Source organism: Mesorhizobium sp. WSM3860 (assembly GCF_002294995.1).
GTDB lineage: Bacteria > Pseudomonadota > Alphaproteobacteria > Rhizobiales > Rhizobiaceae > Mesorhizobium.
On the sequence record NZ_NSGF01000007.1, the window covers coordinates 133,109 to 145,894 of the forward strand.

At 56.5% G+C, this 12,786-nt stretch carries 11 protein-coding genes, 1 pseudogene and 1 riboswitch; of the genes and pseudogenes, 11 read left to right on the forward strand and 1 reads right to left on the reverse strand.

What is annotated here, in order from left to right; translation table 11 throughout:
- Positions 1–83 precede the first annotated feature (83 nt).
- The gene (locus tag CK220_RS14070) at positions 84–380 is read left to right on the forward strand and encodes a hypothetical protein (RefSeq protein WP_095812090.1); all 297 of its coding nucleotides are present in this window, start codon (positions 84–86) and stop codon (positions 378–380) included.
- 468 nt (positions 381–848) lie between these two features.
- Here CK220_RS14070 and CK220_RS14075 read toward each other — a convergent pair.
- Positions 849–1,997 (reverse strand): annotated as a pseudogene (locus CK220_RS14075) (IS30 family transposase).
- Positions 1,998–2,222: 225 nt separating this feature from the next.
- Positions 2,223–2,312, forward strand: a riboswitch (glycine riboswitch).
- Positions 2,313–2,448: 136 nt separating this feature from the next.
- Here CK220_RS14075 and CK220_RS14080 point away from each other — a divergent pair.
- From CK220_RS14080 to CK220_RS14125, 10 genes are all read left to right on the forward strand, one after another.
- Positions 2,449–3,699, forward strand: coding sequence for a D-amino acid dehydrogenase (locus CK220_RS14080; RefSeq protein WP_095812228.1), 1,251 nt, complete (start codon positions 2,449–2,451; stop codon positions 3,697–3,699).
- A gap of 344 nt (positions 3,700–4,043) precedes the next feature.
- On the forward strand, positions 4,044–4,715 hold the full coding sequence (locus tag CK220_RS14085) for a GntR family transcriptional regulator (RefSeq protein ID WP_095812091.1): 672 nt from the start codon (positions 4,044–4,046) through the stop codon (positions 4,713–4,715).
- Between the two features lie 344 nt (positions 4,716–5,059).
- Positions 5,060–6,307, forward strand: coding sequence for a Xaa-Pro peptidase family protein (locus tag CK220_RS14090; protein WP_095812092.1), 1,248 nt, complete (start codon positions 5,060–5,062; stop codon positions 6,305–6,307).
- Between the two features lie 73 nt (positions 6,308–6,380).
- Positions 6,381–7,190 (forward strand): transporter substrate-binding domain-containing protein, encoded by an 810-nt coding sequence (locus CK220_RS14095; protein WP_095812093.1) that lies wholly within the window; start codon positions 6,381–6,383, stop codon positions 7,188–7,190.
- 183 nt (positions 7,191–7,373) lie between these two features.
- Positions 7,374–8,042: an amino acid ABC transporter permease gene (locus tag CK220_RS14100; protein WP_095812094.1), complete on the forward strand. Its 669-nt coding sequence runs from the start codon at positions 7,374–7,376 to the stop codon at positions 8,040–8,042.
- Positions 8,039–8,692, forward strand: coding sequence for an amino acid ABC transporter permease (locus tag CK220_RS14105; protein WP_095812095.1), 654 nt, complete (start codon positions 8,039–8,041; stop codon positions 8,690–8,692). Before CK220_RS14100 ends, CK220_RS14105 begins: the two co-directional genes overlap by 4 nt.
- On the forward strand, positions 8,689–9,411 hold the full coding sequence (locus CK220_RS14110) for an amino acid ABC transporter ATP-binding protein (protein WP_095812096.1): 723 nt from the start codon (positions 8,689–8,691) through the stop codon (positions 9,409–9,411). Before CK220_RS14105 ends, CK220_RS14110 begins: the two co-directional genes overlap by 4 nt.
- The gene (locus CK220_RS14115) at positions 9,408–10,925 is read left to right on the forward strand and encodes an FGGY family carbohydrate kinase (RefSeq protein WP_095812097.1); all 1,518 of its coding nucleotides are present in this window, start codon (positions 9,408–9,410) and stop codon (positions 10,923–10,925) included. The genes CK220_RS14110 and CK220_RS14115 overlap by 4 nt, the downstream gene beginning before the upstream one ends.
- Positions 10,918–11,592 (forward strand): hypothetical protein, encoded by a 675-nt coding sequence (locus CK220_RS14120; RefSeq protein ID WP_141245144.1) that lies wholly within the window; start codon positions 10,918–10,920, stop codon positions 11,590–11,592. The genes CK220_RS14115 and CK220_RS14120 overlap by 8 nt, the downstream gene beginning before the upstream one ends.
- 43 nt (positions 11,593–11,635) lie before the next feature.
- On the forward strand, positions 11,636–12,535 hold the full coding sequence (locus CK220_RS14125; RefSeq protein ID WP_095812099.1) for an alpha/beta hydrolase: 900 nt from the start codon (positions 11,636–11,638) through the stop codon (positions 12,533–12,535).
- Positions 12,536–12,786: the final 251 nt, after the last annotated feature.

Here is a 12,786-nt window from a genome sequence, read left to right on the forward strand (position 1 = left end):
ACTCCGGGCACGGCGACCGGGACAAAGAGCGCAACCAGAATTATCGAACAGGGCGCCGTGGTGGCCCGGAAGGAGATCAACCTATGTCCACAACGCAACAGGGTTTTCGGGCTGCCGACGGACCGCGCGCGGTTGCCCAAGCTCAGCGCTATTCAAAGATCGTCGAGTTCGAAAACGAGGTTGCCAGAGGCACGCCGGGCGAGCCGCCCACGTCAGTCGAGATCTTCTCGGACAGCGGTCGCTGGTATTGCATGGTCCGTCGCGGCGATGAAAAGACCCGACCGATGGGTCCATATACCAAACTGCAGGCAGAGCGGATTCAGGAAGCCCGAAGAATGTTGATCGCCAAAAGAGGCACTGCCCGGATCATGTTTGAGTAAGCCAGCCTGGGCGTCTCGGGGTCAGCATGAAACGGGAATGCAATGGCATTTGCGGCGCGAGGCTTCAGATGCCCGCGTCGTTCGGTGCGGACCTTTGCCTGACAGTCGTTAGGCCTAAGGCTAACTGGACGCTTAGAATCAAACCGCCTCGCTTCCGGTCTCCTCCGAAAGGGGATTCCGCTTCCATCGAAGATCGTCGCGCCCTAGCTTGATTGGAGAAAGTTATCTCTTTCGGCGATCCTTAGGTTCGCCAGACCATACGATATCATACGAAGGATATGAGTTGGCTAACCATCCCGTAAGCCATTGATTTTCTTTAGAAGTACCACACCCTCAGCGACTAACATAATCGTTATTTGTCAATGGGTTACGAAGCGGTTCGCCTAAATTGATTCAAGAAGCTGATCCAGTCACTCGCTGACCGCATTCAACTTCTGCCGAATGGCAGCAATGCGCCGGTTCAACCGGTCACTGCAACACCTTCCGTAGCCTATAGGCGGGCGTTTCGAAGTCCAGGGTTTTTCGGGGGCGCTGATTGAGCCGCAGGGCGACGCCGTCGAGTTGGGCCTGCGAGACCTGCGAGAAATTGGTTGTTCTCGGGAAGTACTGCCTGAGCAGACCGTTGGTATTTTCGTTGCTGCCGCGTTGCCAGGGACTGCGCGGGTCGCAGAAGTAGACCTGTAGATCGGTTGCGACGGTGAAGCTCTTATGACGAGCCATCTCCTTGCCCTGGTCCCAGGTCAACGAGCGCAGCAGCTCTTGGGGCAAAGTGCCGATCTTCTCGGCGAGGGCCGCCACGACGGTCGCCGAGTCCCTTCTCGCCAACTTCACAAGCATCGTGAACCGGCTGTGCCGCTCGACGAGGGTGACGATGTTTGTGTCGTTCGCTCCTGTGAGCAGATCACCCTCCCAATGGCCTGGGATGGCACGATCCTCCGCCTCTGCGGGACGCTCGCGGATGGAGACCATATCGAGGATTTGACCTTGCCCCGTTTGGCTCTGTGCACCTTTGCCGAGGCGCATCTGTCGTTTGGTGCGCAGGTGCGCTGTCAGTTCCTTCTTGAGCACCCCTCGCGACTGGATGAATAGGCTGCGATAGATCGCTTCATGAGATATCCGCATGCTTGGATCGCCTGGGTACGCTCGCCTCAGCCAGCCCGCAATCTGCTCCGGCGACCATTGCAGCGCCAGCTTTTGCGCCACCCGCCCCCGTAGCCGTCCAGAGCGCGCCAGGCGACATTGCTTCGGGCGTAGCGCGCGCTGCCAAGCCTGCTTGTCGGCCCGGGCTGCGCGATACGTTTGTGCACCGCCATTGCGAGAGATCTCCCGACATATTGTCGATGGCGATCGCCCGAGACTTCGTGCAATAGCGCGTATCGCGAGACCCGCCGCGATCCCGCGAGAGATCTCTTCGCGCTCCGCCAGCCCGAGCGCCGAGGCTGCTCTACGCCTTGCTGAGGGAGTAATGCCGCCGTGTAAGGATACGATCCGCTGAACGCCGGTCTTGTTCCGGCGGTCCAGTGCCCGCGAGATCGACGAAATGCTCTGACCTTGCTTCCATCGCTACCAAAGCTCGGCCTTCTGCGCTGACGTAAACCAGATCCGTGACGTCACCATGCAACACCTCCTCGTCCTCTCAGATTAAGAGTGTTGCAGTGACCGGTTGAACCCACCGCCGGATGTCGGCCATTGGACGTGCTTGCCACGCCCTGAAAGCAGACATGGCTTGCAAGTGGCTGGTCACATGCAGCCGGCTGCAGCCGAACAGGCTTGGTCGCTGAAAACCCTGAGCGAGGCCCATTGCAAGCAGTCACCTTTCATCATATGGAGCGATTTGTTCATTGAGATAGTTCGGAAGAGTCCGGGAGAAAGGCCGGCGCCGAAGGAGCAACCCCCCAGGAAACTCTCAGGCAAAAAGACCGCGCTGTTGAACGATCTGGAGAGAGGCACCCAGAGTGCCCACCGAAGGGGAACTCGCAATTCATGCGATTAAGCTCTCAGGTAAAGCGACAGATTGGGGACTAACAGGAGCTTCGGCTCGTCCCTCAGTTTGACCGCGGAGAGCATTGTGTCTCATTTGGCTATTATCGGAGCCGGCATCACCGGCATCACCACAGCTTATGCACTACTGGAGCGTGGGCATTCGGTCACGGTGCTGGACCGACATCGCTACCCTGCCATGGAAACGTCGTTTGCGAATGGCGGACAACTTTCGGCAAGCAATGCCGAGGTCTGGAACAACTGGTCCACTATCTTTAAAGGCCTTAGGTGGATCCTTAAGCGGGATGCTCCATTGCTCATGAATCCTGCGCCCAGCTGGCACAAATATTCCTGGCTCGCTGAATTCGTTTCGAACATTTCGAGATATCGGCACAACACCACCGAAACCACCAGGTTGGCCATAGCGGCGCGCCAGCACCTTTTTTCGATTGCCGAGAGAGAGGGCATTAGTTTCGATCACGTCCGCCGTGGAATTCTGCACATCTACTGGGATAGGCCGAGCTTTCAACGCGCGCTCGAGGTTAATTCCATGCTGGTCAAGGGCGGCCTGGATCGCCGGCCGGTAACAGCGTCGGAAGCAAGGTGCATCGAGCCGGCCGTTCACGGCGATTTGTACGGCGGCCTCTACACCCCGTCGGATTCTACGGGAGATATCCACAAATTCAGTGTGGGCCTCGCGAAGGCGTGCGAGCAGCGCGGCGCTCAGTTCTTGTTTGACGCAAATGTCGACTCCATAACGCGGAGCGGCATGTTCCGCATTGGCTGCACCGTTGGTCGGGCCGGTGGAGAACAAAATCTCACGATCGTGGAAGCCGATGGCGTTGTGGTCTGTGCAGGATTGGCTAGCCGTCACTTCGCCGCGATGCTGGGTGACCGTGTTAATATCTATCCGGTCAAGGGTTATTCAATCACCGTTCATCTCGAAGATGAAAGCAGTCGGCATGGCGCGCCATGGGTAAGCCTGCTAGACGACCGCGCCAAGATCGTGACGAGTCGCCTTGGTGACGGACGCTTCCGTGTCGCTGGCACGGCGGAGTTCAACGGAATGAACCGTGATATTCGCCACGACCGCATCAAGCCCCTGGTAGACTGGACGCGTAGGCTGTTTCCCGGAGTAGAAACCAACCGGGTCGTTCCCTGGGCGGGTCTCAGACCGATGATGCCTGATATGATGCCCAGATTCGGAAAAGGTCGCCAACGTGGAGTGTACTACAATACCGGCCACGGGCACCTTGGTTGGACTTTGTCTGCCGCTACCGCACAGGTGGTGGCAGACACAATTTCAAGCGAACTTTGTTCGACCGAGAGCGCAGCCTGATTCCGAGATGCGAGACCATGGATTCCATGGCGGCCCGGCACGGCGTAGGGCCAAGGTCCCGTGCGCCGCTTCGGTCCGAATACGCCTGCCGGACGGGACCTTCCAGAGAGCTAATCCTGGTTTCGACCGCACCACCGCCTGAGGTGCAGGCTTGACCTATGTATATATTATATATAAAGTAGCCGGGAGTTGGTTGAAATGCGCTCTAGTCGGGCGTCTTGGGCCGGTTTCGTGCCGAATAGGGGGCCGCTTCTCACCTAGAGATAGGTATAAGCCTTCTCGGAATCTGGTTTTGTGTCGTATCTGTCTCGTTGATGTAGATCGAGGATGCTGGAAGGCCTCTCATGGATATCAGAAAAAGCAGAACTTTGTCTGAGGACGTTCTGAATACCCTGCGAGAGCGCATCATAAGTGGAGAGTTTGCCTCCGGTGCACCGTTGCGCCAGAACCCGCTAGCAAAAGAGCTGGGCGTAAGTCCAATACCTGTGCGTGAAGCTCTGGTTCAGCTCGAGTCCGAGGGCCTGGTGGTGTCAAAACCGCATCACGGTTCGGTGGTCGCGTCCCTTTCCCTCGACGACATTGTCGAGGTATTTGAAATCCGGGCCTACCTGGAAGTTCCTCTTTTAAGGCGGGCAATTCACAACATAACTGAGCGGGCTTTAGAGGAGGCCAAGGAAGTTCTTGAAGAATTTGATGACGCATTGCTCCAACAGAAAGTCCAGGAATACGGGCGTCTAAACTGGCAATTCCACTCCTTGCTCTACCGTCCGGCCAACAGACCACAGACCATCGCCTTGGCCCAAGCCTATCACGTTCGAGCCGATCGATACACAAGGGTCCAGTTGCGGAATATTGGCGGCGGTGTCCGTTCTCAGAAGGAGCATCGCCAATTGCTGATCCTCTGCAGGGAGCGTGACGAGGAGGGTGCTGCGAAAATGCTCGAAAGGCACATCCTGGCCGCCGGTCGGGAACTGGTCGACTTTCTCGCCGACATGGACAAAGACAAGCGACCTTAGCAGTTAGGCCGCCCGCATCTCGCGGCCACTGCGCACTATTCCTCAATCGCGAGAGCGTCACCATTCTGCTCGTCGAGTAGAACAGCAAGGTCGACCTGAAGTTTGCCGACTACGGCTATGTGCTGGAGGCGGGCAGCATCGTGCGAGAGGGGTCCGAGCGCGTCCTTGCGGACGACGACGCGCTCATCGGCGCTTTCGCTGGGTGAGTGCCTCCTGAGCCTCAGATGCCCTTGTCGTCATTAGTTTTGTCCATTCGCAGAAACTTGCGACATTCGCAAAAAAGGGCTTGCCTCACCTCATCTGTTCGCATTATATATAATATATAATCTAGATCGAGGTGAGCGATGGAAGCGCCTTTTTTGACACCTGCAAACGTCCAGCCGCTTGCATTTGATGTCGGCCTCAGGCTGGAGGAAATCGATCAGTCGAAACTCAACAGCGAGCGCCTCACAAAAATTCAGCGGGAACTCGCAAGGCACGATTACGCAGGGTGTCTGCTCGCAGATCCGATAAACATTCGCTACGCGACGGGCAGCCGCAACCAGTTCGGCTGGACAATCCACGCACCCGGCCGATGGGCGTTCATATCCACTGCCGGCCCGGTCGTGCTGTTCGAGTTCCTCAGCTCGAAACATTTGAACGACGGATTGAAAACGATCGACGAGATCAGAGGATCCACGCCTTGGTTCTTTCAGGTTGCGGGTGGGCGCGCAGACGAAAAGGCTGACAGCTGGGCCAAGGACATTGCCGCGGTCGTCAGGGAATACGGGGGTTCGAATAACCGATTGGCTGTCGATCGATGTGAACCTCGCGGCGCCGACAGGCTGAGAAGCCACGGAATCAAGCTGTTTGATGCTCAGGAAGCGCTGGAGCGAGCGCGGTCGATAAAGACGGTGGAAGAGATTCAGGCTCTTCGACTGGCTACAGACGTTTGCGATGTCGGGTGCGAACGGATGAAGGCCGCTTTGCAGCCGGGCATTACCGAAAACCAGCTTTGGGCTGTCTTTCATGACGTCAACATTGCGCACAATGGCGAGTGGATTGAATCGCGCTTCTTGTGCTCTGGCGAGCGAACCAATCCTTGGTATCAGGAGTGCAGCGATCGAGTCATCCAGGCCGGGGACCTCGTTGCATTCGATTCCGATATGATCGGGCCGCTCGGCTACATGTCGGACATTTCCAGGACATGGATTTGTCCCGGGAAAACGCCCACCGCAGAGCAGCGGGAACTCTATGAAATCAGCCAAGAGCAGCTGCTGACCAACATCGAATTGCTCAAGCCTGGCCTGAGTGCACGCGAGTTTGCCGAGGCGGCCTGGCCGTTGCCCGAACGCTTTGTTCCCAACAGGTATATGGCCATGGTCCACGGCGTCGGAATGGTGGGCGAGTACCCGCAAATCCCGTTCGGGTGCGACTTCGCCGAGCTTGGCTACGAAGCGACCTTCGAGGAAAACATGGTCGTTTCCGTGGAGAGCTACATCGGCGAGCGAGGCAGGAAGGAGGGCGTCAAGCTGGAGCAGCAAGTTCTCATCACCAGCAGGGGCGCCGAGATCCTTTCCAAAACCCCGCTGGTCGATGCCCTGGAATTGTAGCCAAAGAGCCAGATCGCTTGACCTTCGATATTATATATAATATAGTGAATCAGCAACGAATGGGAGAAGAAACATGTTGCACAGATATGCCTACCTGGCGGCTCTTGCCGCGTTCGCTTGCGCCGCGCCGGCCCATGCCGACAAGCTTGACGACGTCATCAACTCGGGCACACTCAGATGCGCCGTCATGCTCGACTTTCCACCTGCCGGATTCCGGAACAAAGACAATCAGCCTGCAGGCTACGATGTCGAGTATTGCAATGACATGGCTGCGGCGCTCGGCGTAAAGGCCGAGATAGTCGAAACGGCGTCGCAGCAGCGCATTCCGGCGTTGGTAACGAACCAGGTGGACGTCACAATCGGCAGCATGACGGCCACGACAGAGCGGGCGAAGACTGTACTCTTCTCGCATCCGTACCTCGTCTACAAACTCTCTGTGATCAGCCGTGTGGGCTCCGGGATCAAATCGTGGGAGGCCCTGCGTGGCAAGAACGTAGCCGTCGTGCGCGGAACCACGCCTGAGGCCGAATACCTGAAACAGTGCGCGGCCTGGGCAGAAGGGTGCCTCAATCAGAGCTATGGCTCAAATGCCGAGCAGCTTCTGGCCTTCTCTCAAGGAAAAGCTGACGCATTGATCGAGACCAACACGTTCGTCACCGAAATCCTCAAGGCTCAAAAAGACAAGTCGATGGAGTTGTGCTGCTACGTCCCCAACTTCACGGACTGGTCAGCGATCGCGGTGAACCGTGGTGATGTCGGGTTACGCGATTGGATCAACCTGTTCATTTTCTACCAGGTCGAAAGCGGACGATACAAGGCGCTTTTCGAGAAGTGGTTCGGCGGCGAAGTCCCGGCCCTTGCGCGTGCGGATGTTCAGTACTGAGGCAGTCACGTGAGCATAGTGTCGACGGCAGGCGCAAGCGCGTCGTCGGCGCTGTAGCATCGTACCATGATGACCAGAAGTCGACCCTGCCATCGATGGGAAGGCAGCGTATGCCTGCGACCGTGTTGGCTATACCGCGATGTAGCGTTGGACCCTTGGACCGATGCATGGAGCGTTTTCGAAATGAATGACTACGTGTTCCAGTGGGGCGTTGTCTGGCGCGCATTTCCCGCCTTGATGTCGGGAGCAGCTTTGACCCTGCAGATAACCTTCCTGTCGATGGCGTTAGGGTTTGTTATTGCGGTCCCTTTGGCCCTGATGCGTCAATCGAGGGGTGTCCTGTTCGCAGTGGGCAGCGGGTGGGTCCATATCGGGAGAAACACGCCGTGCTTGTTTCAGATATACGTCGCCTATTTTGGGCTGACAGCATTCGGGATAAATCTCAGCTCTTACGTGGCGACTTTACTCGCTCTGACATTCAACAACGCTAGCTATCTGTCAGAGAACCTGCGCGGCGCGATCTCCAGCGTGCCAGTGCAACAGTCATCCGCCGCCAGGTCTCTTGGAATGACGCGAGCCCAGACCTTCATTCGAATCATATTTCCGCAGGCTCTTGCATTCGCCTGGTTTCCCATCACCAACACGGTGATGGTAGCTATGCTGAATTCCTCTTTGGGGATGGTAGTCGGACTTCAGGAACTTTCTGGGACAGCGGCGTTCGAATCGTCGAAGAGTTTTCGGACGTTTGAGTTCTTCGCTATCACTGCGTTGATCTACTACGTGGTTGCCAAATTTCTTCTTGGTCTATCATGGGTGGGTTTCAGAAAAATCAGCAGGAACCCCGCGCGATGAATGAGACGTTTACTGCGTTGTCGGTCAGCGACCTGTGGTTTGTCCTCTATGGGGCGCTTGGAACCATCGCTCTCACAGCGGTGTCTTTGGCGGCAGGGACCGTACTGGCGATCATCGCAGGTGTGGGTAGAGCCTCAGATAAAGCTTATGTTGCTGTACCTCTCGGAGTGCTTGCGGATGTTGTCCGAAGCGTGCCGGTGATCATCCAGATGATCCTTGCGAACAGCGTGCTTTCGCTGAGCGGTCTGAAAACGCCCCCGTTTGTGACAGGTATCATCGTGCTCAGCCTCTACATGATGGCATACGGGGGCGAGCTTGTTCGCGGTGGCATTCAATCAGTTCCACTACCCACGCGAAAGGCCGCCAGGTCGCTCGGGATGTCGCTTGTGCAGGACTTTGTCTACGTGACGTTCCCGATAGGCTTCAGAACCATCTTGCCTTCGTCGGTGGGGCTCGTGGGTGGGTTGATCAAGGATACCTCGCTCGCGGCGGTATTGGGATACATCGAGCTTCTGCGTACGTCGCAGATCTTGATCAACCGCACACAGGAGCCGTTGCTAATTTTGACCGGCGTCGGCGTAGCGTATTTCGCTCTATGCTTCCCCTTAACCGCCTGGGTAGATCACTTCGAAGGAAAGATACGGCGATGATCGAAGTAGACAACCTAACCAAGCGCTTTGGCATACTTGAGGTGCTGAAAGGTATAAGCCTTGCAGTTGAGAAGGGCCGCGTCGTATCTCTTATCGGTGCAAGCGGCTCAGGCAAATCCACGCTGTTGCAATGCATAAACGGGCTAGAGCCTGTCCAGGCGGGCAGTATCAGAGTTGATGGTACGCAGGTCAACGATCCGAGAACCGACCTCAACAAGCTTCGACAGAAGATCGGTATTGTCTTTCAGCAATACAATGCGTTTCCTCATCTAACAGCGCTCGAAAATGTTGCGCTGGCACCCAGGATCGTAAAGGGGTTGCCGAAGAAGGAGGCCGCCGCACTCGCTGTTCAGGAGTTGGCTCACTTCGGCCTAGACAGCAAAGCAAATGCCTACCCGAGCCAGCTTTCCGGCGGGCAACAGCAGCGCCTGGCGCTTGCACGTGCCTTGGCGATGCAGCCCAGGTACTTGCTTCTCGACGAGATCACTTCAGCGCTCGATCCGAGTCTTGTTCAGGAGGTTTTGGATTCCTTGCGAATGTTAAGGAAGGACGGGATGACAATGCTCATTGTCACGCACGAAATACGCTTCGCTCGAGAAATATCCGACCAGGTGGCCTTCTTTGCTTCAGGTAAGATCTGCGAGTTCGGTCCTCCGGAGCAGGTCATAGGCAAGCCTCAGAACGACCTTACAAAACTGTTCCTGGCAGCGGTCAAATGAAACGCCTCCTTCTGGGTGTCGACCTCGGAACTGGCGGTTGCAAGGTCATGGCAATTGACGCCATCGGCAGCACCGCTGCGCAGGCGTCGCAAGAATACAAGACGCTCCATCCACAATCCGGATGGGCGGAGCAGGCGCCTGCTGACTGGCTGGCCGCTGCTGCAAGCTGCATCAAGTCGGTTGTCTCCAAAGTTGGATCATCCAACGTGGGGGCAATCGGTGTCACCGCGCCGACGCACAATGCTGTCCTGCTTGACGATCGGGGCGTCCCGGTGCGGAATTCTATTATCTGGACGGATCAGCGAAGCGCCTCCATTGCCGCTGCGCTCGGTTCGTCGAATCCAGAGATATTCAGAAAAACCTGGCAGGCTCCAAGCCCTACCTGGACTCTTCCGCAGTTGATGTGGCTGCGCGCACATGAACCCGGAGCGTTCTCGAAAGCGTCAAATATCCTGTTTGGCAAAGATTATGTTCGATATTGGCTGACCGGGAAATACAACACGGACCGAGTTGATGCTCAGGGCAGCATGCTCGTGGACATGGCAGCCGACGAATGGGCTAAGGATCTCTGTGGTCTCGTTCCTCTGGCTGCCAGCATGCTGCCCCAAATCATCGAACCCACGGCCATAGCTGGATACGTGACGGAAAAGGCTTCGGCAGAGACCGGTTTGCTTGCGGGCACGCCCGTGATTGCCGGTACCTCAGACACCGCCGCCGAGTGCTTTGGTGCCGGAGTCCACTCTTGCGGGCTTGGAGTCGTCAAGCTGGCCACCGCGGGGACGATATGCATTTTCTCGGAAACTGCCACGCCGAACCCGAAAGCGCTCACCTACGGCCATGTCGTCCCGGGTCTCTGGTACAACTGCCTGGCCACGAATTCTGCTGCACACAGTGTGCGGTGGTTTCGTGACACGTTCCTGTCCGCGGAAAAACAGGCCTACGAGCTCATAGACCTCGAAGTTCAATCCGTAGGACCCGGTGCCGACGGTCTTCTCTACCATCCATATCTCATGGGGGAGCGATCTCCTCACTGGAACCCTGACCTGTGCGCCAGTTTTACCGGCGTTCGAGCGCATCATACGCGCGGCCACTTTGCGCGTGCGGTGATGGAGGGCGTCGCGTTCTCGTTGCGAGATTGTCTGGGGGCTTACACAGGAGCTGAACCGCCGACGGCTTGGCGTCTCATTGGTGGCGGCGCAGAAAGCAAGGTGTGGCCGCAAATAATTGCGAACATCCTGGATCGATCTGTTCAATGCGTCGCATCCGGTTCCGCGGCCTTCGGAGTGGCCCTTCTCGCTGGGGTCGGCGTTGGAACGTTCTCCTCATTCGAAGAAGCTGTTCAGGTTGGAGTAAGTCCAACAAGGACATTTGAGCCGCAGCTCACCTTTCGAAATATGTATCGCAGCTACTACGAATACTATCGGTCTGTTCAGGCCAAACTGGCTCCAGCCTATGCCGAACTGAGTGATATGCGAAAAAAGGCTGAGGAACTTCAAGGAGAGAAAATTGACTGAAGTAATTGCGATGTTGACACGGGATGACCAGACCGTGCCCGATGCGATCGACATCTTTGAGAGCTGTCGCAAGTCACCAATCCGTTTCTGGGGTTTCAAGGACACGCCGTTGTCCCACGAGGCTTGCGGCGATATCGCGGCAGTAATGCACAAAGAGGGCAAATCTATAGTGTTCGAGTCTCTCAATGAGGATGAGGAGGAATGTCTGATCGCGGCCGAGTTCGCCATCCGCAACAGATGTTCACATCTGATTGGCTGTGCATTCCACGCCTCGGTGGTGCATCTGCTGGCTCCTACAGGTGTCGCATACTATCCAACCTTCGGCCGCCGGTCTGGGATCCCGCGAATGCTTCACGGGACTGTCCAGGAGATCTTGGACGATGCCCAGCGCGTCATAAAGGGCGGGGCAGCAGGGCTCTGTTTGTCGATGTACCGTTACACCGACGGCGAGCCTGAGGCCTTGGCAAAGGAGATCTTGCACGTGTGCAACACTGTGCCGACGGTCATTACCGGCAGTATCAATTCGTTTTTCAGGCTCGAGGCGATACGTCGCCTGTCGCCATGGGGTTTTACAGTAGGTTCGGCCCTCTTTGAACAGAAGTTTGGCGCGGATCTAGACTGGACGGGACAACTTGCCGCAATTCAGAACGCGCTTGTAATTCGGTGAGATGGCATCGGTCCAGAAGTGCAATTTCTGAGGAGGTTTCGAAATGACAGGAAGGAATTTCCCAACTCGGATTGTTCGCACGCGTGACTTGCACCTGGCTTATGAGGAGCATGGATCTGCCGAGGGACCCGTAATCGTGCTGCTACATGGTTTTCCATATGATCCGCGTTGCTTTGACCATACTGTCGGTCCGCTAAGTGAGCGCGGCTACAGGATCATCGTTCCGTATCTGCGCGGTTACGGGCCAACCCGATTTGTTTCCGATGAATCTATGAGAACCGGACAGCAGGCATCGCTTGGTCGTGATCTTCTCGATCTCCTCGATGAACTTGCAATTCCGAGCGCAGCTTTGGTGGGGTATGATTGGGGTGCCCGGGCGGCTTGCATCGTTGCGGCGCTTTGGCCCCACCGGGTCCGTTGTTTGGTGACTGGTGGTGGCTATAGCATACAAGACATTTCTGGTTCCGCTACACCTCAGAGCCCGGACGCGGAGTATCGATACTGGTATCAATACTATTTCCATACGGCACGCGGAAAGGCTGGTTTGGCAGCAAACCGAAACGACATCTGCAGCTTGCTATGGAAGCTTTGGTCGCCCTTGTGGCCATTCGACAAAGAGGTTTTTGCACAGACAGCGGCGTCGTTTGAGAATCCTGACTTCGTTGACGTGGTTATCCACTCGTATCGTCATCGCTTTGGGTATGCCCCAGGAGATCCGGCTCTCGAAGAGTTGGAGCGCAGGCTGGCAGAAAGGCCAGCCATCATCGTTCCGACCATTTCGCTTTGCGGTGGCGCGGACGGTGTTGTCCCGGCGTCTGAAATTGACAACGAAGCTCAATACTTCAAAGGTGCTTACGAGCGACGTGTGCTTCCGCGTATCGGTCACAATATCCCTCTTGAGGCGCCTGAAATGGTGATCAATGCGGTATTAGACTTGCACTGACAGCGAAGTCGTGGCGGCTGAAGGCTGCTGGCGGAGTCATCGGATCGGATGGCTCCGCGGAGGAGCAATGTAGGCCTCTGAGGCGCGCTATCGGGATAAAAGAGACAACCGCTCGCATGGAAACTAGTCCCCTTCTTGGTCATCAGGTTCGCCAGACCATACGAGATCATACGAAGGATATGGGTTGGCTAACCATCCTCCAAACCATTGATTTTGCGCGGAAATTTCACACCCTCGGCGACTAACATAAT